General features: G+C 71.9%; 22 protein-coding genes. 16 read left to right on the forward strand and 6 right to left on the reverse strand.

What is annotated here, in order from left to right:
* Positions 1–18: 18 nt before the first annotated feature.
* On the reverse strand, positions 19–1,566 hold the full coding sequence (locus ACILSK_RS15350) for an MFS transporter (protein ID WP_395728040.1): 1,548 nt from the start codon (positions 1,564–1,566) through the stop codon (positions 19–21).
* A 133-nt stretch (positions 1,567–1,699) separates the two neighbouring features.
* On the opposite strand from ACILSK_RS15350, the gene ACILSK_RS15355 reads away from it, so the two are divergent.
* Entirely contained in the window at positions 1,700–2,458 is a 759-nt protein-coding gene (locus tag ACILSK_RS15355; protein WP_395728077.1) for a TetR/AcrR family transcriptional regulator, read from the forward strand.
* On the opposite strand, the gene ACILSK_RS15360 is transcribed toward ACILSK_RS15355, so the two are convergent.
* Positions 2,425–3,132, reverse strand: coding sequence for a TetR/AcrR family transcriptional regulator (locus ACILSK_RS15360; RefSeq protein ID WP_395728041.1), 708 nt, complete (start codon positions 3,130–3,132; stop codon positions 2,425–2,427). The genes ACILSK_RS15355 and ACILSK_RS15360 overlap by 34 nt on opposite strands.
* Positions 3,133–3,233: 101 nt before the next feature.
* Here ACILSK_RS15360 and ACILSK_RS15365 point away from each other — a divergent pair, with 101 nt between their 5' ends.
* Complete coding sequence (locus ACILSK_RS15365) at positions 3,234–3,866, forward strand: FMN-dependent NADH-azoreductase (protein WP_395728042.1); 633 nt, start codon at positions 3,234–3,236, stop codon at positions 3,864–3,866.
* A gap of 41 nt (positions 3,867–3,907) precedes the next feature.
* Here ACILSK_RS15365 and ACILSK_RS15370 read toward each other — a convergent pair whose 3' ends face one another.
* Together ACILSK_RS15370 and ACILSK_RS15375 are read right to left on the reverse strand one after the other, a co-directional pair.
* A complete protein-coding gene (locus ACILSK_RS15370; protein WP_395728043.1) occupies positions 3,908–4,192 on the reverse strand; it encodes a DUF1905 domain-containing protein in 285 nt (94 codons plus the stop codon).
* Complete coding sequence (locus tag ACILSK_RS15375; RefSeq protein WP_395728044.1) at positions 4,189–4,977, reverse strand: ArsR/SmtB family transcription factor; 789 nt, start codon at positions 4,975–4,977, stop codon at positions 4,189–4,191. Before ACILSK_RS15375 ends, ACILSK_RS15370 begins: the two co-directional genes overlap by 4 nt.
* A 292-nt stretch (positions 4,978–5,269) precedes the next feature.
* Here ACILSK_RS15375 and ACILSK_RS15380 point away from each other — a divergent pair, with 292 nt between their 5' ends.
* The 4 genes from ACILSK_RS15380 to galK all read left to right on the forward strand — a co-directional run bounded on the left by ACILSK_RS15380 (position 5,270) and on the right by galK (position 9,626).
* Positions 5,270–7,048 (forward strand): glycoside hydrolase family 31 protein, encoded by a 1,779-nt coding sequence (locus ACILSK_RS15380; RefSeq protein WP_395728045.1) that lies wholly within the window; start codon positions 5,270–5,272, stop codon positions 7,046–7,048.
* Positions 7,049–7,168: 120 nt separating this feature from the next.
* Complete coding sequence (gene galT / locus ACILSK_RS15385) at positions 7,169–8,299, forward strand: galactose-1-phosphate uridylyltransferase (RefSeq protein ID WP_395728078.1); 1,131 nt, start codon at positions 7,169–7,171, stop codon at positions 8,297–8,299.
* Positions 8,296–8,463: an NAD-dependent epimerase/dehydratase family protein gene (locus ACILSK_RS15390; protein ID WP_395728046.1), complete on the forward strand. Its 168-nt coding sequence runs from the start codon at positions 8,296–8,298 to the stop codon at positions 8,461–8,463. Before galT ends, ACILSK_RS15390 begins: the two co-directional genes overlap by 4 nt.
* Positions 8,460–9,626 (forward strand): galactokinase, encoded by a 1,167-nt coding sequence (galK, locus tag ACILSK_RS15395; protein WP_395728047.1) that lies wholly within the window; start codon positions 8,460–8,462, stop codon positions 9,624–9,626. The genes ACILSK_RS15390 and galK overlap by 4 nt, the downstream gene beginning before the upstream one ends.
* A gap of 111 nt (positions 9,627–9,737) precedes the next feature.
* Here galK and ACILSK_RS15400 read toward each other — a convergent pair whose 3' ends face one another.
* Positions 9,738–10,898 carry an aromatic acid exporter family protein gene (locus ACILSK_RS15400; RefSeq protein WP_395728048.1) on the reverse strand — a complete coding sequence of 387 codons (1,161 nt, stop codon included), beginning with the start codon at positions 10,896–10,898 and terminating at the stop codon, positions 9,738–9,740.
* A gap of 235 nt (positions 10,899–11,133) precedes the next feature.
* On the opposite strand from ACILSK_RS15400, the gene ACILSK_RS15405 reads away from it, so the two are divergent.
* Complete coding sequence (locus tag ACILSK_RS15405; RefSeq protein ID WP_395728049.1) at positions 11,134–13,125, forward strand: glycoside hydrolase family 3 protein; 1,992 nt, start codon at positions 11,134–11,136, stop codon at positions 13,123–13,125.
* A gap of 39 nt (positions 13,126–13,164) precedes the next feature.
* On the opposite strand, the gene ACILSK_RS15410 is transcribed toward ACILSK_RS15405, so the two are convergent.
* Positions 13,165–14,604 (reverse strand): FAD-dependent oxidoreductase, encoded by a 1,440-nt coding sequence (locus ACILSK_RS15410; RefSeq protein ID WP_395728050.1) that lies wholly within the window; start codon positions 14,602–14,604, stop codon positions 13,165–13,167.
* A 162-nt stretch (positions 14,605–14,766) separates the two neighbouring features.
* Here ACILSK_RS15410 and ACILSK_RS15415 point away from each other — a divergent pair, with 162 nt between their 5' ends.
* The 9 genes from ACILSK_RS15415 to ACILSK_RS15455 all read left to right on the forward strand — a co-directional run bounded on the left by ACILSK_RS15415 (position 14,767) and on the right by ACILSK_RS15455 (position 23,169).
* A complete protein-coding gene (locus ACILSK_RS15415; RefSeq protein ID WP_395728051.1) occupies positions 14,767–15,495 on the forward strand; it encodes a hypothetical protein in 729 nt (242 codons plus the stop codon).
* 101 nt (positions 15,496–15,596) lie between these two features.
* Positions 15,597–16,004 (forward strand): hypothetical protein, encoded by a 408-nt coding sequence (locus tag ACILSK_RS15420; protein WP_395728052.1) that lies wholly within the window; start codon positions 15,597–15,599, stop codon positions 16,002–16,004.
* Positions 16,005–16,098: 94 nt separating this feature from the next.
* The gene (locus tag ACILSK_RS15425) at positions 16,099–16,404 is read left to right on the forward strand and encodes a hypothetical protein (RefSeq protein ID WP_395728053.1); all 306 of its coding nucleotides are present in this window, start codon (positions 16,099–16,101) and stop codon (positions 16,402–16,404) included.
* Complete coding sequence (locus ACILSK_RS15430; RefSeq protein WP_395728054.1) at positions 16,404–17,369, forward strand: FAD:protein FMN transferase; 966 nt, start codon at positions 16,404–16,406, stop codon at positions 17,367–17,369. The genes ACILSK_RS15425 and ACILSK_RS15430 overlap by 1 nt, the downstream gene beginning before the upstream one ends.
* Positions 17,369–17,965, forward strand: a complete 597-nt coding sequence (locus tag ACILSK_RS15435) for a ferric reductase-like transmembrane domain-containing protein (RefSeq protein ID WP_395728055.1) — start codon at positions 17,369–17,371, stop codon at positions 17,963–17,965. Before ACILSK_RS15430 ends, ACILSK_RS15435 begins: the two co-directional genes overlap by 1 nt.
* Positions 17,962–19,302, forward strand: a complete 1,341-nt coding sequence (locus ACILSK_RS15440) for an NADH-ubiquinone oxidoreductase-F iron-sulfur binding region domain-containing protein (RefSeq protein WP_395728056.1) — start codon at positions 17,962–17,964, stop codon at positions 19,300–19,302. The genes ACILSK_RS15435 and ACILSK_RS15440 overlap by 4 nt, the downstream gene beginning before the upstream one ends.
* Complete coding sequence (locus ACILSK_RS15445; RefSeq protein ID WP_395728057.1) at positions 19,299–19,502, forward strand: ferredoxin; 204 nt, start codon at positions 19,299–19,301, stop codon at positions 19,500–19,502. The genes ACILSK_RS15440 and ACILSK_RS15445 overlap by 4 nt, the downstream gene beginning before the upstream one ends.
* Positions 19,503–19,677: 175 nt before the next feature.
* Positions 19,678–22,599, forward strand: coding sequence for a tetratricopeptide repeat protein (locus ACILSK_RS15450; protein WP_395728058.1), 2,922 nt, complete (start codon positions 19,678–19,680; stop codon positions 22,597–22,599).
* Between the two features lie 351 nt (positions 22,600–22,950).
* Positions 22,951–23,169, forward strand: a complete 219-nt coding sequence (locus tag ACILSK_RS15455) for a hypothetical protein (protein WP_395728059.1) — start codon at positions 22,951–22,953, stop codon at positions 23,167–23,169.
* The last annotated feature ends 6 nt before the right edge of the window (positions 23,170–23,175 follow it).

The following is a 23,175-nucleotide window of genomic DNA, read 5'->3' on the forward strand; positions in this document are numbered from 1 at the left end:
CGAGCCGAGACCGGCTCTTCAGGCAGGGATGTCGTGCTTCTCCTCGGCCGAACGAGAGTCGTCGAGGGTGGCCGCCCCGAACAGCGCGACCGCGCCGACCAGGACGGTCAGCACCAGGAACGCGACGCGTTCCCCGTGGTAGTACGAGTTCACCAACTCCGGGCTCCAGGCCCCGAGCGGGAGGACCGTGACGACCAGCGCGGCGATCAAGGTGCCGAGCAGCGCGGTCCCGATGCTGCTGCCGACCTCCTGGGCCGTGTCGTTGAGCGCGGCGCCCAGCGATGTCCGGTTCTCCGGCACCGCATCGATCAGGCCGACGGCGCAGATCGTCATGACGGTGCGCAGCCCGAAGGTCATCACCACCATGCCGGCGGCGATCGCCAGGAAGCCGTGGTCGACCGCCCAGGCCAGCCAGGCCAGGCCGACGGTCAACGCGCCCGCGCCGGCCAGGCAGGCCACCCGCCGTCCGGACCGGGCGACCAGCCGCTCGGTCAGCGGAGTGGCGGCCAGCATGGTGACGATGAACGGCAGGTTGGCCAACCCGGCCACCACCGGGCTCCAGCCGTAGGCGAACTGGAAGTGCAGGACGAGGCCGAACATCACGGCGGCCATCGCCGTCGCGGCCGCGAGCTGGGCCACCGTGGCCCCGCGCACGGTGCGGTTCCGCAGCAGGTTCAGGTCGAGCATCGGGGCGGCGGCGTGCCGCTCCCGCACGACGAAGCCGATCCCGGCGGCGACCGCACCGGCCGCCGACAGCAGGGTGGGGATCGCGCGCCAACCGTGTTCGACGCCGCTGGTCAGGGTGTAGCAGGCCAGGCCGATCGCCAGGATCGTCAGGGCGGCGCCGGGGATGTCGAGCGGGTCCGAGGTGAGGTCCGCCGGTCGATCCTTGGCCACGCCGAGCCGCACGCCGACGACGGCGATCAGGGCGATCGGCGCGTTCACGAGAAGCAGCCATTGCCAGCCGACGTGCGCCAGGGCCGTCCCGCCGATGAGCGGGCCGAGGATGAAGCCGCTCATGCCGACGACGATCATCACCGTCATCGCCCGCATGCGCAGCATCTGGTCGTCGAACAGGCGGAACACGAGCGAGTTGGTGATGGGTGCCATGGCCGCCGCGGCGATGCCCAGCCCGGCGCGGAGCGCGATCAGCTCGCCGGTCGTCGTCACCGCGAGCACCGCCAGGCTCATCAGCCCGAAAGCGGTGAGCCCGATGAGCAGGACGCGACGGCGACCGAACCGGTCGGCGACCGACCCGGCGGTCAGCAGCAACCCACCGAAGGTCAGCGAGTAGGCCCCGGTGATCCATTGCAGGGACGTGGTGCTGCCCTGCAGGTCGCGGCCGATGGTCGGCAGCGCGATCGTCAGCAGCGTGTTGTCGACCATCTCGACGAAGAAGGCCAGGCAGAGCGCGGCGAGGGGGATCCAGGCGGCCCGCAGGGACGGGTAGGTGCGGCGGCCGTCCAGCGCCGGTGAGGGGGCCGGCGCAGCGGGTGGGCTGCCCAGGGGGATCGACGCGTCGGTGGTCGCGGTCCGCGCGGCGTCCTCCGGTGGGGGTGTGGTCATGCGGAACCTCTCAGATCGAACGGCGTTCGATAACCGAACGCAGTTCGAACTATAGAACCACGTTCGATAGACTGCAAGAGTGATTCAGGACCCACGCCGGACCCGACCCGAGCGCCGCCGTGCCTCGCACTCGATGGAGGCGGTGCTGACCGAGACGGTCCGGCTGCTGGACGAGGCCGGCGAGCCGGCCCTCACCTTCCGCTCCCTGGCCGCCCGCCTGGGCGGCGGCGTCGGCAGCATCTACTGGTACGTGCAGAGCAAGGACGAGTTGCTGGACCGCGCCGCCGATCATGTACTGGAATCCGTCCTGGCGGACACCGAGCGGTTCGTGGACAAGGACGACCCGATCGACGCCATTCGGGGGATCGCGTTGGCGCTCTTTGCGGCCGCGGATGCCCGCCCCTGGCTCAGCGGCTACTTCCTGCGCAACACCGGGTTCCAGCCGAACTCGTTGCAGCTGTTCGAGCGGATGGGCGGTCAGGTCCTGCGCCTGCGGCTGACTCCCCGCCAGTCGTTCGACGCCACGTCGGCGGTCATCGGCTTCGTGATCGGGCTGGCCGCCGACATCGGCCAGCAGCCGCCGGCGGAGGTGGCGGCCGGCGACCTGACCCGCGATCAGTACATGGCAGGGGTCGTCGAACAGTGGCGCGCTCTCGACGAGACCGAGTTCCCCTTTCTGCACTCCATTCTCGACGTCTTCCGAACTCATGACGACGTCGAGCAGTTCCGCGCTGGGCTCGATCTACTGCTCGACGGGCTGCGCAGGCAGGCCGAACGGGCACGCGCGGAACGTGCCGACGAGGTCGTTCCGACGGTTCTCGACCCCGACCCCGGTCCGCATCGATCGCGGACCCGACCTCATTCCCCGGACGGGAGGGGTCCTCGTTCGTGATCACCACGGGGTGACCGGCAGGCCAACGTTTCGGCCACGCCCGCCAGCCGGTCGGCGAGTTCGCCCACGGTCCGCCCGTCCCGGCGGATCCAGTACCCGATCTGCTCGGCGGTGACCGCGGCCAGCACGACGTCGGCGACGAGCCGGGGATCGGGGTGGCCGGCCTCGCCGGCCAGGTAGACCAGATGCGTGCGCCAGAACTGGTGCGCCCCGGTGTCGAACCGGGCGTCCGGACGCGCGGTCTGGCTCATCCGTACCAGGTCGATGTGATCGGCGACATAGCCGACGTACTCGCGGACGAACTCGACGATCCGCTTGACCGGCCCGGCCCCCGGCCCCAGCGGCGGTGGCCCGAACAGGATGCGCTGCTGGAGTTCTCGCTCGCGCTCGTCCAGCAGCGCGGCGGCCAGGCCGCTCTTGTCCCCGAAGGTCCGGAAGAGCGTGCCTTTGCCGACGCCGGCGGTGCGGACGATCTCGTCCAGGCTGACCGTGTCGACCCCCTTCTGGCGGAAGAGCGCGGCCGCCGCCGTCAGGAGCTTGGCCCGGTTGCGGGCGGCATCGGCCCGCAGCGCAGGCGGGCGGTCACCGGCCAACGGCAGCAGTGGACGGCGATCGCCGGCCGGCGGCAGGGCCATACCACCCGACGGCGCCCGCCCCGGGCTTGTCTTCGTCATCACACCTCCCTTGCAATCCGGACTGTAGTCCGGTTATCGTTCTGCCAGCAACCGGACCGCAGTCCGGTTAGGCCAGAAGTTCGGACCTCAGGAGGACCGTCATGACCAGCACGCTGCTGCACATCTCGTCGAGCCCACGCGGAACCGCGTCCGAGTCACTTCGGATCGCCGACGCGTTCCTCGACGCCTACCGCGACGTGCACCCCGATGCCCAGATGCACACCTGGGATCTGTGGGACGGTTCGTTGCCCGAGTTCGGGCCGGATGCCGCCGCGGCGAAGATGGCCGTGTTTGGTGGAGCCGATCCCGAAGGTGCGGCCGCCGAGGCCTGGCGCGCCGCCTTGGGCGCCTTCGATCGGTTCGACGCGTTCGATCGCGTGCTGTTCAGCGTGCCGATGTGGAACGGCGGCGTGCCCTACATCCTCAAGCAGTTCATCGACGTGATCTCCCAGCCGGGCGCGGTATTCGGTGTCGATCCGCAGGCCGGGTACCGCCACCTGCTGGCCGGCCGGGGCAAGAAGGCGGCCGTCGTCTACACCAGCGCGGTCTGGGGGCCCGGACTCGGACCGGAGTTCGGCCGCGACTTCCAATCAACCTACTTCACCGACTGGCTGCACTGGACGGGGATCGAGGACGTCGCGGAGATTCACTTCCATCCCACCCTGACCGGTGACTGGGACGAGACACGGAACGAGGCCGTCAATGCGGCAAAAGATCTCGGCAAGCGGTTCTAGGGATTCGCGCGCCCAGGTCGGCCGACGTTCCGATGTCTGCGTCAACCGATCCGCTCGGTCAGCCGAACATCGACCGGGTCGCCGGCCTGCTTGCCGATCGCGTCCCGCAGGTCGGCCCGGATCGCCAGCTTGTGCGTGCCGTCGCCGAGCGGCATGAACGAGCTGCGGAACGGGTGCCCGTCCACCGTGCCGGCCACCTTGACCAGGCCGCGGGTGCCGAAGAACTCCGCGCTCCAGTCGGTGACCACGAACGTCCAGCCTCCCTTGGCCGGGCTGCGCTCCAGTACAGCAGTGAACGACTTGTCCAGCGGAGCTTCGACTGTCATCGGATTCTCTCCTCTTCCGGGGTTCGGGCGGGTGAGTCGTACATCAGGGACCCCGGGGTGGTCAGGGGTTGACCGGTCTCGAGCCAGGTCTTGAGCCCGGACAGGATCATCGGCCACCCGCCGTACAGCTCCGGGGGAGCGTCGGCGGCCAGCTGATCATGGGTGACGATCAGCCGGCACGAGTCGTCGATCGGCTCGATCTGCCAGGTCACCCGGGTGGTGCCGGCCTGCTCGGCCTCCGGGCTCCACCGCGTCCGCATGCTCTGCACCAGGCGCAGAGGTGGCTCCACCACCAGGTTCTCACCCTCGGCCAGCGGGCCGTCAGCCCCCGGGTGGGTGAGCGTGTACGACGAACCGGGAAGCCACTCGGAGGTGATCGAATTGCCGAAGTGGTACCGGGCCCGGGTCGCCGGGTCGGTGATGGCTGCCCACAGCTGCTCCGGTGTGGTGCGGATGTAGATCTCGAAGACCTTCTCCATCTGCTGCTCCAGTTCCCGCTTGAGGCCGGTCAGGCCGCCGGCCCATGGCTCGGTGTACTTGCTCACCCATCGGTCGTGGACGAGCCGGATCGGGATGACATTGAGGTAGTGCAGCTTCTCGCGCCCGCGGCGGCGGGTGACCACCAGGCCCGACTCCTCCAGCAGACGAAGATGTTTGGCCACGCCGACCCGGGTCATCCCATGCCGGGCGGACAGTGCGGCCAGGGTCTGCCCGTCGCGCGCGAACAGCTCGTCGAGCAGGGCGCGCCGGGTCGGATCGGCGAGTGCCCGGAAGACCGTCTCCACCTGGCCAGTATAGGAAACTATATGGTTTCATTTCAAGGCGGAATCGAGAATCGCTCGGGTCTGTCCACCCGATCGTGTCCGAGCCGTCGTTCCCGGCGGGCGCGAGCCGGTCGACCGCATCCTTCGGCGACCGGGTCCGTGACATGGCCGTGGGCGCCATCGGGGACCATTGGTGCTGGGTACCCGACCACCCGCCCCGACCGGCACCGGAGCACCGTGTGCCGGAGCATGAACGCCGACCGCCGACACTGCCCAGGGAAGTGATCCACCCGATGACCCTCGTCCGCCGCCGGTGTCGACCCGGCCCCGGCCGCCGGCCCCGGACGGCCCCGGTTCGCCGATCCGTCACCGGGCCGCCGTCATCGGCGCGGAGCTCCGCGTGCTCGACGACGGCTGGTCCGTCGGCCGCTGTGGTGACCACGCCGGCCTCGACGGCGGGCAGGTCGACCCCGTGCGCCCCCGGCTGCGCTCCGGCCGCATCGTTCACATCGACGATGTCGGCCCGTCGATGAGGGAGCTGATTCTGCCCCTGCACCCTGGCGAACGGTGGTGGGGCGGTGCGGTGGCCGACGGCACGGCGATGCCCTTCGGCGCGCGGGACCACCACCGCGACCTGGGCCTCAACGCCGGCTATCTGGACGATCCGACGGCCGGTGCGAATCAGTCCGCCCCGCTGCTGGTGTCGGACCGCGGCCGCTACGTCTGGTCGGCGAATCCATTCGCTTTCACGTTCGCATCGGGACGGCTGACCCTGCGGGGCCGGGGCATCGAGGTCGGCGCCGGCGAGACCGCCGCCCTGGCCGGCGCTTTCCGCGCCGCCGCGGACCGGCACTTCCCGCCGTCCGGACGGTCTCCCGACCCGGCCATGTTCGCCGGCCCGCAATACAACACCTGGATGGAGTTGCCGTACACGCCGACCCAGCAGGGCGTGCTCGGCTACGTTCGCGGGCTGCTCGACGCGGGTTTCCCACCCGGTGTGGTGATGATCGACGACCGGTGGAGCAAGGACTACGGCGTCTGGCAGTTCGACCCCGGGGCATTTCCAGATCCGGCCGGCATGATCAGCACGCTCCATGACTGGGGATGCCCGGTGATGCTGTGGCTGGTGCCGTTCATCAGCCCGGACAGCGCCACCCGCCGGGACCTTCAGGCGCGTGGCCTGCTCGTCCGCCGGCCCGACGGCCGGGTCGCGATCCGGACCTGGTGGAACGGCGACAGCGCGATCCTGGACGTGACCAACCCGGACGCGGTCGCCTGGCTCACCGGAGAGCTGGATGCCCTCCAGCAGTTCGGTGTGGACGGCTTCAAGTTCGACGGCGGCGATCTGCGCGACTACCGCGCCGACGACGTCTCTTTCACCATGGCCGACCCCGCCGGGCAGTGCGAGGCCTGGGCGCAACTGGGGCTGGGCTACCCGCTCAACGAGTACCGCGCCTGCTGGAAGATGGGCGGCGCCCCGCTCGCCCAGCGCCTGCACGACAAGCCGGCGACCTGGGGCGGTCACGGGCTGGCCTCGCTGATCCCGGAATCGATCGCGCAGGGCCTGATCGGCCACCCGTTCGGCTGCCCGGACATGATCGGCGGCGGGGACCTCGCCCAGGCCTCGGCCGGGGTCGACCAGGAACTGTTCGTCCGGTACGCCCAGCTGGCCGCCCTGCACCCGATGATGCAGTTCTCCCTGGCGCCACACCGGGTCCTGGACCGCGACCACCTGGCCGCCGTGCGCGCGGCCGTGGACCTGCGGCAATCCCTGCTGCCCGACCTGCTGGACATGGTCGACAATGCCGCGCGCACCGGGGAGCCCATCCTGCGATCACCGGCCTATGCCGACCCGGCCGACCCGGGCATGGCCGACCAGTTCACCCTCGGTGGAAGGATTCTCGTCGCGCCCGTTCTGGAACCTGGGGTCAGCACCAGGCGGGTCCGCTTCCCTGCCGGCACGTGGGTGGACGGCGACGGCTCCCGGTATGTCGGGCCCGACCGGCGGGACATCCCGGTTGACCTCAGCACCATCCCCTGGTTTCGGCGCGAGGAGGGCAATCCGCCAGCCCGCGCCGGTCAAGGCGATTAACATAGGATAAATCAATCACAATGGAACATGTCTGCCCAATAGATGTGTGCGTCACTGTTGAAGCATGGTGGCTCGTCGGGAGAGAATGACGCCGTGACCACCACCCCCCGCACCGCTGCGGTGACCAGGTCCGTGGCCCGGATGGCCGATGGCCGCGAATTGATCTACTTCGACGAAACCGTTCACGAGGATCGGGTTCTGGTCGATCCCCGAGACCTTGCGGAGGTGGTTCCGGGGTCCCAGATGCGGTACGACGCGCTGCTCGGCGAGTGGGTCGGGATCGCCGGGCATCGGCAGACCCGCACCTACCACCCGCCGGCGAACGCCTGCCCGCTGTGCCCGTCGTCGGCCACGAACCAGAGCGAGATCCCCTCGCCTTCCTACGATGTGGTGGTTTTCGAGAATCGCTTCCCGTCGTTCGCCGGCAGCGGGGACGTCGCCACGGTGACCGATGCGACCGGCAGCCTGTTCCAGACCCGACCGGGCACCGGGCGATGCGAAGTGGTGTGTTTCACCTCCGACCACAACGCGCTGCTGTCGGTCATGCCGCCGCGGCGGCTGCGCACCGTCATCGAGGCCTGGGCGGATCGCACCGCTGCGCTGTCCGCGCAGGACGGCGTCGAGCAGGTCTTCTGCTTCGAGAACCGTGGGGTGGAGATCGGGGTGACCCTGGGCCATCCGCACGGGCAGATCTACGGGTACCCGTTCGCAACCCCGAAGACGGCCGCCACGGTCCGGTCCGCCCAGGAGCACCGGGCGCGGACCGGCGGCAACCTGTTCGGCGAGCTGCTGGCCGGCGAGATCGCCGACGGATCCAGGATTGTGGCGCAGAACGAGCACTGGGTGGCCTTCGTGCCGTTTGCCGCCCGGTGGCCGGTCGAGGTTCATCTGTACCCGCGGGTGCAGGTCCGTGACCTGACCGAACTGGGGGACGCCGAGCGGGATGCGTTGGCCGCGCTGTACCTGGAGGTCATCCGGCGGATGGAGGGGCTGTTCGAGGACTCCCTGCCGGCGATCACCGGCGTGCACCAGGCCCCGGTCCACGCCGACGCCCAGGACTACTGGCTGCATCTGGAGGTGCTCACTATCCGGCGGGCCGAAGGCAAGATCAAGTTCTTGGCCGGGTCGGAATCGGCGATGGGTGCGTTCGTCAACGACATCACCCCCGAGATCGCCGCCCAGCGGCTGCGCGACGTGTGGGTGCCGTCCGCGGACAACGCTTCAACCACGGCCGGATCGGTCACCCGATGAAGGCGCTCGTCGTCGGCGGCGCCGGCGACACCGGTTCGGTGGTCACCCGGCTACTGATGGCCCAGGACCACGAGGTGGTCGTGCCGGACGACTGCGCCACCGGTCACGCCGACGCGCTGCCGGCCGGCGCGAGTTTCAGGCCGCCCGACATCACCGCCCGGTGAGCGCGAGTACCGCGGCGGATCTGTTCCGCCGCACCTTCGGGCGGGATCCGGACGGGGTCTTTTCCGCCCCGGGCCGGGTGAACCTGATCGGTGAGCACACCGATTACAGCGGCGGCCTGGTGCTGCCGTTCGCCATTGACGCCCGGGCTCAGCTCGCGGCCGGTCGGGCCGACTCATCCAGGGTCCGGGTGGTCTCCGCGCAGAAGCCCGATGAGGTCGTGTCCGTGGCCGTGGACGACATCTGGCCGGGCTCGCCGGCGGTCACCGGTTGGCCCGGTTACCTGCTGGGGGCCTTCTGGTCGGTGCGGGAGACCGGGCGACCCGTCGAGCCGGTCGATCTCGTCCTGGACTCCCAGGTGCCGTCCGGAGCGGGGCTCTCGTCCTCGGCCGCGGTCGAGTGCGCGACCGTGCTGGCGGTCTCGGCGCTCTCCGGCTACCGGCCCGATCCGCTGACGGTCGCCCGGCTCGCGCAACGGGCCGAGAACGACTTCGTCGGGGTGCCGTGCGGACCGATGGACCAGACCGCGTCCGCCGCCTGCACAGAGGGCGCCGTGCTGCTCTTCGACACCCGGTCCGGCACGGTCGAGAACATCCCCTTCGATCCCGCGGCGCACGGATTGGCCGTGCTGGTGGTGGACACCCGGGTCGCCCACTCCCTGGCCGACGGCGAGTACGGCAAGCGCCGCGCCTCGTGCGAGCGCGCCGCCCACCGGCTGGGCGTGCCCCAGCTGCGGGACATCGCGATCGGCGACCTGCCCGCCGCGCTCGACCGGCTGCCCGACGACGAGTTGCGCCGCCGGGTGCGCCATGTCGTCACCGAGAACGACCGGGTGGCCGGCACCGTCGAGCTGCTACGGGCCGGCCGGGCGGCCGGCATCGGGGACCTGCTCACCGCCTCGCACGCGTCGCTGCGCGACGACTACGACGTGTCCTGCCCCGAACTCGACCTGGCCGTCGACACCGCGCTGGCGGCCGGCGCCCTCGGTGCCCGGATGACCGGCGGCGGGTTCGGCGGATCCGTCATCGCGCTCGTCCGGGCCGAGACCAACGGCTCGGTCGGCGCTATCGGCGACGCCGTCCCGGCGGCCTTCGCCGAGAACGGCTACACCTCGCCCGTCCTGCGTTCGGTGACACCGGCGCAGGGTGCCCGGCAAGAGGTCTGACAGTCTCCCGGTCGCCGCCGCGAACTCGGAACGCCGGCGGCGACCGGGTTTGGTCGACCTTCGTGAATCCGACGAACGCTGCGGTGCCCGCGATGCGGGGGACGAGGTGAGTCAGTCACCGCTCGCGGCGATGAGATCGAAATCGTTGTCGAGCTCGGGCTCGCTGGCCGCCGTCGCGATCTCCACACTCAGCCGGTCGATGGAGGACAGCAGCGCCCCGTGCTGCTTCCACGCCGCCTGGTCCTGCTCGGGCCGGATTGCCAGCAAGGAGTTCAGCGACTGCTGTTGTTCGTCGAGGTCGGCGAGCAGAGCATGCACCCGGCTGCGGGCCTCCTGCGGATCGTCCGCGCCGGCGATGGGCGCGACCGCGTCGATGGCCGCCGCGGCGGTGGTGAGCAGGTCGGCGAGGGCCGTCCGCTGGCGGGCCGTGTAGGCATTGCCCTGCTCGTCCTCGGGCAGGTAGTAGGTCCGGTCCAACACCGCCCGGGCGGTGGTGCGCAGGGTGATGTGGGCCCGCTCCAGCCCGGTCAGGGTGCTGCGCAACCGCGGCCAGCCGCGGCGGGCGCTGCGGGCTCGAGGATGCAGCCGCGCGCTCTCCTCGGCCTGCGCCACCGCCTGGTCGACCCGCACCACGTCGGCGCGCAGCGCCCGGGCCGCCCGCAGCCAATGGTCGGCATCCGCCCGGGACCACGTCGGCCGGCGCAGGCCGTCGGCGAAGCCGCGGGTGAAGTCGGCCATCCGGTGGGCCAGTTCGCCGATCGCGTCCCCGGCGGGCTGCACGTACAGGGGCGGGGCGACGAGCACGCTCACCGCGATGCCGACCACCGCGCCGACGATCGCCTCGCCGACCCGCGACACCCCGAGCCCGCCGGTCGCGCCGACCTCGAGGAGCAACATGGCGGTGATCGGCACCTCGAACAGGTGTGGGCCGAGCCGCAGCAGCTTGCCGATCAGCAGCGAACCGGCCACCACGGCGCCCAGGCTCCACCAGGTCACCCCGACGATGTTGGCGACGAACACCGCGACCAGCACCCCGGCCAGCACCGCGACCACCTTGCCGATGCCGTGCACGACCGTCTTGTACAGGGTCAACTGCACGACCAGCAGGGCCACCAGCGGGGCAACCATCGGGTGGTCCGACACCCCCAGAACGGCCGTCAGGAGGTACGCGGCGACCACGGCGAGCGTGGCCTTGGCGGTGCGCAAACCGGGCGCGGGTCTGCTGCGCAACACGGTCCAACGAACACGCAGGTGCTCCCACAGGGAGGACATCACGAGAAACCTTCCGGGTCGATCGGCGAGGCGATCACCGCCTCTGCCGGCATCGGCACGGGGACGACCGCCGTGGGCGGCCCCTTTGGCAGACGGACGCATCGCCGGCCGCTCACGACCCACCGGCGGGCAAAGTGTGCGGGGCGTCACCGCTTCCGCTGGGCCGGTGATAACGCTCTGCGATCACCCTGTTACGGTCCGAAAGGTTCTGTGAGTGCCCTGTGACAGGAGAACGATGCCGAACGCCCGAACCGCAGGTTCCCGCTTTGTCGTGATGCTGACCGCCGCCGTCCTGGCCCTGACTCTCGCTCCGCCGGTCGCGGCGACCCCGGTCGCCGACCGCGGGCACGGCGGCCCGGCATACAAGGATCCGAATCGGCCGGTCACGCAGCGGGTCGCCGACTTGCTCGGCCGGATGACCCTGGCCGAGAAGGTCGGCCAGATGACCCAGGCCGAACGCGGCTGGGCCACCGAACACCGCGGTCAGGTCACCGAGTTGGCCCTGGGCTCGGTGCTCTCCGGCGGAGGGTCGGTCCCGACCCCGAACACGGCGGCGGCCTGGGCGGACATGGTGGACGGGTTCCAGGAGGAGGCGCTGAAGACCCGGTTGGCCATCCCGATCATCTACGGCGTCGACGCGGTGCACGGCCACGGCAACCTGGCCGGCGCGACGATCTTCCCGCACAACATCGGGCTGGGGGCAACCCGGAACCCGGCGCTGGTCAGCAAGGCGGCCGCGATCACCGCCGAGGAAGTGCGAGCGACCGGCATCCCGTGGAACTTCTCGCCGTGCCTGTGCGTCACCCGCGACGCCCGGTGGGGTCGTAGCTATGAGAGCTTCGGGGAGGATCCGGCGCTGGTGGCGTTGCTGGGTACGGCGGCCGTGGTCGGATTGCAGGGCCGGGGGCAGCGCGGGCTCGCCGACAACGATCATGTGCTCGCCACCGTCAAGCACTTCGCCGGGGACGGGAACACCACCTACGGCACGCCGGTCGGTGACTACACCGTGGACCAGGGCATCACGATCACCAACCGGCAGGACTTCGCCCGGATCGACCTGGCACCGTTCTGGTCGGTGATCCGCGCCGCCGACCCGGGCAGCGCAATGCCGTCGTTCTCCAGCGTCGACTGGACCGATGACGGAATCGGTAACCCGATCAAGATGCACCAGAACCAGGAACTGATCAGCGGGGTTCTCAAGGCCAAGATGCGTCTGGACGGGTTCGTGATCAGCGACTGGGAGGGCATCCACCAACTCCCCGGGACCTATGCCGAGCAGGTTCGGGCGGGCGTCAATGCCGGCATCGACATGTTCATGGAACCGAACACGGCGGGCGAATTCGTGACGACGCTCAAGGCGGAGGTGAAGGCCGGCCGGGTGCCGATGTCGCGCATCGACGACGCCGTGAGCCGGATCCTCACCAAGAAGTTCGAGTTGGGCCTGTTCGAGCATCCGTTCGCCTACCGGACTCACCAGCGCGACATCGGGTCCCCGCAGCACCGCGCGGTCGCGCGCCAGGCCGTCGCGGAGTCCCAGGTGCTGCTCAAGAACGACGGCAACGCGCTGCCGCTGCGGCGGGACGCGGCCATCTATGTCGCCGGCCGCAATGCCGACGACATCGGCAACCAGTCCGGCGGTTGGACGCTGACCTGGCAGGGCTTCTCCAGTCACAACGCCGGCGGGGTCGTCCAGCAGAAGGGCACCAGCATCCTGGACGGCATCCGGCAGGTCGCGCCGAAGGCCAAGGTCACCTACAGCGCGGACGGGACGGCGCCCACGGCCGGGGCGCAGGTGGCGATCGTCGCCGTCGGCGAGACTCCTTACTCGGAGGGATTCGGTGACGTCGGCGGCCCGCAATGGGCCTACGACCCGGCGGACGCCGGAGTGCCGCGGGAGCCGAAATCGTTGGAACTGCAGCCGCAGGACAAGCAAACCGTGCAACGGGTCTGCGCCCAGGTGCCGACCTGCGTGGTGCTCGTCGTGTCGGGGCGGCCGCAGATCGTCACCGACCTGGTCGGCGACGCCGACGCGCTCGTCGCCTCCTGGCTGCCCGGCACCGAGGGCGCCGGGGTGGCCGACGTCCTGTTCGGCAAGCAGGCTTTCACCGGTAAGTTGCCGGTGAGCTGGCCGCGGACCGCCGACCAGGAACCGATCAACGTCGGCGACGCGAACTACGACCCGTTGTACCGCTACGGGTTCGGGCTGAGCACCCGGCGGACCCGGTAGGCGCCGGCGATCATCCTGACCGGCGCGCACCCGCGCCGGTCAGCCGGACCCCGGCGGACCACTGTCGAACGGGGTGCCGGCGAGTTCGTGGACATCGAACGATGCCAAGCGATCTCGCAGGACGGGAAGGTCCTCCCGGAACAGGGATGTGACGATCGCCTGGGCCACCCGCTCGCCGGCCACGTCGACACCGGGGATGTCCGTGGCGATCGGCCCGTGGCTGACCAGCGAGCCGATGTTCAGCAGGTGCACGTGCCCGAGTTCGGGCGGTGCATCCGGGTGGTTCGGCTGCAGCTCGAATCCGGGGCCGAGGTCCGGGTACGCCTCGAGCAGCGGCCGGCGATCCGCGACCGGGAGGTGGGACACGACGTCCCTCCACCGACGGGTGTGTGGAGCGAGATCGGCCAGTTCCGGTACGCGGCCCAGGTCCACCCGGAAGCCGGTTCCGACGACCAGGAAGTCGTGGTCGACCAGCCGTGGCCGCGGTCCGGCCAGGTCGAGCCGCACCCGGTCGCCGCGGCGGGCGGCTCGCCGGATCGGTGTGCCCAGATGGACGTGCAGGTTCGGCTGGCGCAGCGCCCGGTGCACCGTCTCGTGCGGCACCGGCGCCGGCCGGTCGGCCAGATACACCATCAACCGCCACTTCTCCTGGGGTGGTAGGTCCGCCCAGCCGTGCACGTACCCGGGCCCGGTGGTCGCGCGAAACTTGTTGACCTGCGGCAGGACCGGGCGGCGAATGTACATGTCGGCGCGAGCCGCGCCGCACTCCAACGCGGTAGCGGCGTTGTCCCAGGCCGACGCGCCGCCGCCGATCAGCGCGATGCGCCGGCCAGCCAACGCGGCGACGTCGATGGGCGCGGAGGCATGCGCGGCCAGGTCGGGAAACAGCGCGGGGTCGACGAAGTCCGGCACCTCCAACCCGCCGGCCCCGGCCCGCCCGGTGGCCAGCACGACCCGCCGCGCCGGCAGGGTGGAGCCGTCGACCGTCAGCTCGAGCATGCCGCCGGCCGGCCGGACCGCGGTCACCCGGCGCCGGTGTTCCACCGGCAGGTCCAGCATCCGCAGCAGCCAGCTCAGATAGTCCTGCCAGTCCCGGTTGACGATCTTGTACAGCTCGGCCCAGGCGCGTCCGCCCAGACGGGCGGTGTACCAGGCGCGAAACGTCAGGGACGGGATGCCGAACGACGGGCCGGGCAGCGTCTTGGGGGAGCGGAGGGTGTCCATCCGGGCGGTCGTCGTCCACGGCCCCGCCCGGCCCGGGTCGTTCGCGTCCAGGACCAGGATGTTCCGCACCCCCTTGAACCGCAGCGAGCCGGCCGCAGCGATCCCGTTCATCCCGGCGCCGACGACCACCACATCCCGGACCGCCGCACCGTCCCGGTCGACCGGGGCCGGCCAGTTCGCGGCGGGCAGGTTCAACGCGTCGAGCTCGCCGGCGATCCGGCCTTCGAGATCGGCGAGTCCGGTGATGATCGACACGGTGTCATTGGTACCCCGGGAACCCGGGCCCCCGCGCTTCTGATTGCCCCGCGCTTCTGATTGCGCCGCGCTTCTGATTGCGCCGCGCTTCTGATCGCACTGTGAGATCCGGCCCAGATGATGGACCCGGCCGCAGGGGCTGATCGCGCGGAGGAGCTGATCATGAACGTGAAGGTGCCTGCCTGGATCCCGGCGCCGCCGTCGACCGCGCCGGCCGTCGACGACGATCGGTCGACGGTCGGGGTTCCCGACGAAGAGTCCGACGCCGGGGCCGGTGGCCCCGCGGGCAATACCCGCCTCACGTCGGCGACCGGCATGGTGCTGCTCGTGCTGCTGGCCATCGAGGGCGTCACGATCCTGAGCGTTCGTCAGATGCTGACCCTGCACGTGGTGGTCGGCGCCCTGCTGGTCGGCCCGGTGCTGCTCAAGTCCGGCAGCACGATGTACCGGTTCGCGCGGTACTACCAGCGCGCCGAACCGTACCGGCGCAAGGGTCCACCCCCGCTGCTGCTGCGGGCGATCGGACCACTGGTCATCCTGTCCACCGTCGCCCTGCTGGGCACCGGAATCGCGTTGATCCTCGTCGGGCCCGCCGGCTCCGGCCTGTTGTTGACCGCTCACCAGACCAGCTTCTGGATCTGGGTGGTGCTGATGACGGTGCACGTGCTCGGACATGTGTGGGAGGCGGCGGTGCTGTCCTGGCGGGAGCTCCGCGCCTCCTGGATCGGCCCGGCCGCCCGCCGGCGCCGGTGGCGGTTGATCGCCATCGTGCTGTCCCTGATGGTGGGGGTCGGCGCGGCCACCGTCCTGCTCCCCGCCGCCACCCCGTGGGCCACCCGTCCGTCCCACCCCATCGCGCACGCCGCGCCGTCGGCCGTTCCGCAACCCTGACCCGTCGCCGAATGACTTCCGAGATCCTTCTGACCTTCGACGGCCAGGATCGCGGCTGAAGTCCTATCTCGTCGCGGCCCGGGCCGCAGGAGGAGCGATCCATGGCGTCCCAGCACACCGCGGCCGGCGGCTCGGCCGAGCGTCGATGGCCGCGCCGGGTCCGCCGGATCACGGCCGGCGTGGCCGGCGTGGCCGGGCTGGGTGCGGCCGCCCTGACCATCGGACTCGCGCAGGCGGCGCAACCGGCATCGACGGCCTCGGCCAGCACACCGACCCCGGCCGGCTCCACCGAATCCCACCCGGCGGCCGGCGCGGAGCCGCGCAGTACGCCGGCCCCGCGGCCGGCCACGTCGGCGCCGGCGGCCGGCCCGACGCCGACCGTGGTGACGCCTCGGGCCGTCCCACCCACCACGCCCGACCGGGTCAGCCCACCGACGACCCTGGCCCCTCCGATCCGGACCCCCGCGGCCGGTCAGGGCCGTCCGCAGGCCCATTCCGGCGGGTCCTGACTTCTCAGCCGCCGGACCGGCGGCCCACAGACCCCGCACAAGCCGCGGGTCGACAGTCGAGATCGACAATCCGCACACCACGAAGGGCGAACCGATGACCATGTCCGACACCTCGCCCTCGAACGGTCGCCCGTGGCGGCAACGGGTTCACCGGCTCACCGCGGGTGTTGTCGGGGCCGCCGTCCTGGCGACCGGTGGGGTCACCGTGATGCTCGCGACGGACGCCGCCGCGAGCACGTCGACCGCGCCCGTGGCGACGGGCTCGGCCAGTGACGGCGCGGCGACCTCGTCGACCGGGTTGGGCACCGGCGCGGGGACGAGCACGGGCTCGCTGCGCGCGCCCGCTCAGGCGCCCACCCACAGTTCCGGGTCGGGCCACGCCGCGACGGGCGGCTCCTGATGACCACGGCGACCCGGCCGTTCGCCGCGACCGACCGGGTGGACCTCGAGATCTGGTCGACCACCGCGACCCTCATCGTCAGCGACCCGGGCCTGCGGGAGCCGGCGAGAACGGAACTGCTGGATGTGCTGACCGAGGTCGATGCGACCTGCAGCCGGTTCCGGCCCGATTCCGAGATCAGCCGGATCCTGGCCCGGCCGGGCCGGCCCGCGCAGCTGTCCCCGATGCTCAATGCCGTTCTCGCCCAGACCTTGCGGGTCGCGGCGGCCACCGGCTACCTGGTCGACCCCACGGTGGCCGCCGCCGTCATCGCGCTCGGCTACGACCGGGACATCGCCGACGTCATCGACCGGGCCCGAGCCGTTGATCTCCTGGGCGCCGGAGCCGAGCCGGGCAGTTCCGCCCCGGGTGCCTGGCGGTTGGACCACGACCCGGAAGTCGCCCGATTGACGGTGCCGCCGGGCGTCGGCATCGACCTGGGTGCGACCGCCAAGTCGTACGCGGCGGACGAGGCGGCGTCCCGGATCGCGAGTCGGCTCGGGGGCGGCGTGCTCGTCGGCCTCGGCGGCGACATCGCCGTCGCCGGCCCGGCGCCGGCCGGCGGCTGGCGGATCGCCGTCGCCGACGACCATCGGGCGACAGTCGCCCAGCACCAAACAGTGTCGATCACCTCGGGTGGCCTGGCGACCTCATCGACGGCGACCCGACGGTGGTCGACGGCGACCGGCTGGCGGCACCACATCATCGACCCGCGCACCGGGCGCAACCCGGCCCCCCGGTGGCGCACGGTCTCCGTCGCCGCGGCAACGTGTCTGGACGCGAACGCGGCGGCGACCGCGGCGATCGTCCTGGGCGACGCGGCCCCGGACTGGTTGGCCGGTCAGGGTTTGCCAGCCCTGCTCATCGATGTCGACGGTTCCGCCCACCCGATGGCCGGCTGGCCCGACCCGGCCGGGACCCGCTGATGGACGCGCAGATTCTCTGGTTCGCCGGCCGCGCGACCGGCGCGGTGAGCCTGGTCCTGTTCACGGCCACGCTCGTGCTGGGGATCCTGACCGCCGGCCGGGCCGGTTTCGGCGGGCTGCCGCGCGCCGGCGTGCAACGCCTGCACCGCTCCCTGTCCCTGGTCGCGATCGCGTTCCTCGCGGTGCACATCGTCACCACGATCGTCGACGGGTACGTCGACATCACCTGGTGGGACGTCGTGATGCCGTTCGCCGCCGGCTACGACCCGTTCTGGGTCGGGCTGGGCACGGTCGCCGTCGATCTGCTGATCGCGATCGGGATCACCAGCGCCGTGCGCCGCCACCTGCCGCTGCCGCTCTGGCGGGCCGTCCACCTGACGGCCTACGCGATGTGGCCCATCGCCCTGCTGCACGGTTGGGGGGTATCCGGCGGGGACGGCCGGCAGACCTGGCTCATCATCGTCGACATCATCTGTGCCACAGCCGTTCTGGCGGCCTTGGGCTACCGGATGCGGCCCGATCGGCATCCGGACACGGTGGCTCGGCAGGCCGCGCGGGTGGTCCACCCGCCGGCCCGGACCGAGGCCGGGCGATGACGACGGTCTCAATGCGGCACGGCGGGGGGTCCGGCATGGACGGGACGGGCTGGGCACCGGACCCGTCGGACGTCAACCGGTTGCTGCCGGCCAGGCCGGCCGCCTCGCTCGCCGACCACCTCGGCCGGCTCGGGCCACTGCCGGCCCGACCGGCGCGCGACCTGGTGCGGATGCTCGACCGGATCGGGCTACTCGGCCGGGGTGGGGCCGGGTTCCCGGGCGCCCGCAAGCTGGCCGCGGTGGCCACGGCCGCCGCGGCATCCCGGCTGCCGGCGGTAGTCGTGGCCAACTGCTGCGAGGGCGATCCCACCTCCGCCAAGGACGCGGTGTTGGTCGATCGTTCGCCGCATCTGGTGATCGACGGTGCGCTGGCCGCGGCCGCCGCCGTCGGTGCCGACCGGGTCGTGCTGGCCGCGCACCCGGGCTCGCCGACGTTGCGGACCCTGCAGCACGCGCTGGCCCAGCGACCGCCGTCCGGAGTCCTCGTCGAACCGGTCGCGATCCCCGCCCGCTACCTGGCCTCCGAGGCGACGTCCATCGTCCGCTTCCTGAACACCGGTGATGCCCGCCCGATCGGGCGACTGTCGCCGATCTGGGAACGCGGCGTCGAGGAGCGGCCCACCCTGGTCGCCAATGCCGAGACGCTCGCCCAGCTGGCCCTTCTGACGCGTTTCGGGCCGGACTGGTTCGCCGCCGTCGGGTCCCCGGAGGAGCCCGGAACCGTGCTGATCACGGTTGGCGGTGCCGTCCACCGGGCCGGTGTGGTCGAGGTGCCCACCGGCACCGCCCTGCGGGACGTGCTGGCGTGCGCGGGGGCGGCGCCGACCGGCTGGGCCCTGGTCGGCGGGCTCGCCGGCGCCTGGCTGGACCTGGACCGGGCCGCCGGGGTCGGGTTCGGCACCGCGGACCTGCGGGCGGCCGGCGCCGGCCGGGGCGTCGGCTCGATCACCGTGCTGCCGCCGGGCGCCTGCCTGCTGGTGGAGACGGCGCGGATCGTCCGGCACCAGGCCGAGGCCGGCGCGCGGCAGTGCGGGCCCTGCATGTTCGGGTTGCCGGCCATCGCGGCCGACCTGTCCGCGCTGGTCGGCGGTGACCGTTCCGCGCTGCACCGGCTGCAGCGGCGGCTACCGATCGTCAAAGGTCGCGGCGCCTGCGGTCATCCGGACGGCACGGTCGCGTTGGCCGCGGGGGCGTTGGCGGCGATCACCACCTACCGGCGCGGGCACCTCGAGCAGCACCTGGCCGGCCGGACGTGCCGCCCGTCGGCGGCCGTTCCGCTGGGGCCGACGGTCGGCACGGTGGGCGCGGCCGGCACGACGAACGGGCGGCGACCATGACCGCGCGGGTCCTGCGGGTCGATCCCATCGCCTGCCGTGCGCATGGCCTCTGTGCGGATGAGCTGCCCGAGGCCATCACCCTGGACGAGTGGGGGTACCCGATCCTGCCCACCGGACCGGTGCCGGCGAAGCTGGCGCGGCGCGCCAAGGCGGCCGCGGCGGCCTGCCCGGTGTTGGCGCTGCGCCTGACGGCGGGTTGACAGCCGAGGGCGTCGGCCGGCCGCAGGGCGCCACCCCCGGCATCCGAATGGTCTCGACCGGCGCTCGCCGCAGCGGGGCGATCCAAGCCCGGACCCCGGCGTGGACGTGATGGTGGCGCGTACCGGTGACATCGGGAACCCCTTCGTCACCGGCCGGTGGCCCTACGCTGGCGCCATGCCGGTCCTGGCCACCAAGGTGCGGGTGCCCCCGCGACGACGGGGGCTCGTGCCGCGGGACCGACTCGTCGACCGGTTGCGCTTCGCCGGGGAACACCGCCCGCGGCTCGTGCTGATCTCGGCCCCGGCGGGGTTCGGCAAGACGACGTTGATGACCCAGTGGCTGACCTCGACCTCCGTCGCGGACTCGACGGTCGCCTGGCTGGCGCTGGACCGCGGCGATGCCGACGTCCATCAGTTCCTGTCGCACCTGGTCGCCGCGATCCGCGCGGTGGCGCCCCGGGTCGGGGTCGAGGCCGAATCCTTGCTGGCGGCCGGCGGCCGCCCGCAGCCGCAGGACGTCCTCATCGGCCTGATCAACGACCTCGACCTGCTCGCCGGCTCGACCGTGCTCGCGGTCGACGACTACCACGTCATCGACGGGCCTGAGGTCCACGACGCGATGACTTTCCTGCTCGACAATCTGCCGCCGCGAGTCACGCTCGCCGTGACTACCCGGGTCGACCCGCCACTGCCGTTGGCCCGCTTGCGAGCTCGCGCCGAACTCGTCGAGCTACGTTCCGTCGACCTGCGGTTCACCCCGGAGGAGACCGGTTCCTTCCTCAACGACGTGATGGCCCTGCAGCTCGGGCCCGGGCACGTGGCGGCTCTCGGCGCGCGGACGGAGGGCTGGGCGACCGGACTTCAGTTGGCCGCGCTGTCCGTCCGCACCGCCGCGACGGGCGCCGAGGCACCCGAGTCCGTCACCGGATTCGTGGAGGCGTTCACCGGCAGCAATCGCTTCGTGTTGGATTACCTGATCGAGGAGGTACTGGACCGGCGACCGGCCGTCGAGCGCGATTTCCTTCTCGCCACCGCGGTTCTCGACCAGCTCACCGCCGGCCTGTGCGACGCCCTGACCGGACGGTCCGACGGTGGGCGGATGCTCGAGGCCCTGGACCGGGACAACGTGTTCGTGATCGCGCTCGACGGCGAGAGACGTTGGTACCGATACCATCACCTGTTCGCCGAGGCGCTCCGTGCTCGTCTGCGCGCCCTCGACGCCGATCGGATCGGCACCCTGCATGGTGCCGCCGCGCGGTGGTATGCGGCGGCGGGCATGCTGCCCGACGCGGTGACCCATGCCGTGGCCGCCGAGGACGCCGTCCTCGCCGCGGACCTGGTGGAGCTGGGTCTGCCCGAGCTGCGCCGGCTGCGCCACGATCGCACGCTGCGGGACTGGCTCGGCGTGCTGCCTGAGTCGGAGAAGCGCCGCCGGGCCATGCTGGCCGCGGCCCACGCCTGGTCCCGCCTCTCCGAGGGTGACCTCGACGATGTCGAACCCTGGCTCGACGCCGCCGAGGCGGCGTTGGCGCGGGGCGCCGCACCGCTGTCCGGCGTGGCGATGTCACCCCGGCTGGCCGCGCTGGGCGAGTCGCGCGACGCCGAATTGCGGGGACTGCCGACCATGGTCGCGGTCTACCGGGCGGCCGTCGCGCAGGCCCGCGGAGACGTGGCCGGGACCGTCGCGCAGGCCGAGCGGGCGCTGTCCGTTGCCGACCGCGACGACCACGATTCGCGGGCCGCCGCGGCCGGTTTCCTCGGCCTCGCCGCCTGGGCCGCGGGCGATCTCGACGTCGCGGTCGACACGTTCACGGGGGCGGTCGGCAGCCTGCGCGCCGCGGGGAAGGTCACCGACACGCTCGGAGCCACGGTCGTCCTGGCCCAGATGGTGTTGGCCCAGGGCCGGCCGGACGAAGCCCGCCGGATGTACGAGCACGCACTCGACGCCGCGGGCCGGCACCGCGGACCGCCGCTGAGCATCAAGGGCGACCTGCATGTCGGGCTGGCCGACGTCCTGCGTGAGCAGGGCCGGCTGGACGCTGCCGAGGAACACCTCCGGATCGCCGACGAGTTCGGTCCCGGTGGCTCGCTCCCGGAGAACCGGCACCGTTGGTACACCACCGCGGCCGGGCTGCAGCGCGCTCGCGGCGACCTCGACGCGGCGGTTGCCCTGCTCGATCAGGCCGAGACCCACTACCTACCAGGCTATTTCCCGGATGTGCGACCGATCGCGGCGACCCGGGCGCGCGTCCGCATCGCTCAGGGACGGCTCGCGGACGTCCGGGCCTGGGCTCGTGAGCGAGCGTCCACGAGCGAACCGGTCACACCGGCCCTGCCACCGCAGCGCGGCGACCCGGGGCGCGAGGTCACCGCGGACGGTGCCGGCGGCGAACCGTCGCTCGATCCCGGCGATCCGCCCACCTACCTCGCCGAGTACGACCAGCTCACCCTGGCCCGATTGCTGATCGCCGAGGGTGATCTCACCGGTGCGCTCGGACGACTCGACCGTCTGCTGGACGTCGCCCGGGCGGCCGGCCGACGGGGCAGCGTCATCGAGATCCGTCTGGTGCGGGCGCTCGCGCACGAGGCGGCCGGGCACCCGGACGCGGCGACAACCGACCTGGCCGTTGCCCTCGACGATGGCGTGCCGGCCGGGTACTGCCGGCTCTTCCTCGAAGAGGGACCGCCGATGGCCCGGCTGTTGACCCGGCCGTCCGGGCCTGCCGCGCCGGGTGTCCGGACCCATGCCGCGCACCTGCTGAACGCGACATCGGTCGCCACGGGGTCCGTGGCCGGCCCTTCCCCGGCCGGGTCAGCAGGCGGGTCATCCGCCGGTTCGACGCCGACCGAGGAGCTGAGCGGGCGCGAGATCGAGGTGTTGCGGTTGCTGGCGACCGAGCTGACCGGACCGGAAATCGCCCGCGCGCTGTTCGTCTCGGTGAACACCCTGCGCACCCACACCAAGCACATTTTCACCAAACTGGGTGCGAGCACCCGGCGGGCTGCCGTCGCCCGAGCGATCGACCAGGGGCTCCTGTCCCCGCCGGGCGCGGCGCCGCCCGTGGGCAATCACCAGGCGGATCACATCAGGCGGTGATGCGGTCTCACCACGCCCGTCCCTACCGTCGCGGGCACCTGCCGGACGACCCGTCCCGGCAACCGATTCGAGGGGCCGACATGACCGTCACCACCAGAGCCACCACCGTCCCGTCCAGCCTGGCCGCCGTCGTCGTCGCAGCAGCGATCACCAGCGGGGTCCGGCGGGCGGCGTGGTGACCGTGATCCCGTCACTGCCGCCTGATTCGTGCGACCGGTTGCCGTCCTTTCGGAACCGCTTGGCGATGATCGGGCCGGGAATCTCGCTCCGTCTCGGCCGGCGGCCCGCCGCCGAGACCGCCGCCGAGGCCGTCGCGCCGAGTGATGTCGCTTCGACCGCGCGAGTGCTGCCGTGAACCCGGTCGGCCGCACCTACACCATCCGGGTGCGGGGACACCTCGACGAGCACTGGTCGGGCCGGCTCGGGGGCCTGACCATCACGCACGATCGGTCGGGCACCAGCACGCTCTCGGGAGCGATCGCCGATCAGGCGCAGCTGCACGGCGTGCTGGCCGGTCTGCGTGACATCGGTGCCGTGCTCATCGATCTCCGCGCGGCCGACGGCGGGTGATCGTCC

Source organism: Nakamurella sp., assembly GCF_044224575.1.
Classification (GTDB): domain Bacteria; phylum Actinomycetota; class Actinomycetes; order Mycobacteriales; family Nakamurellaceae; genus Nakamurella.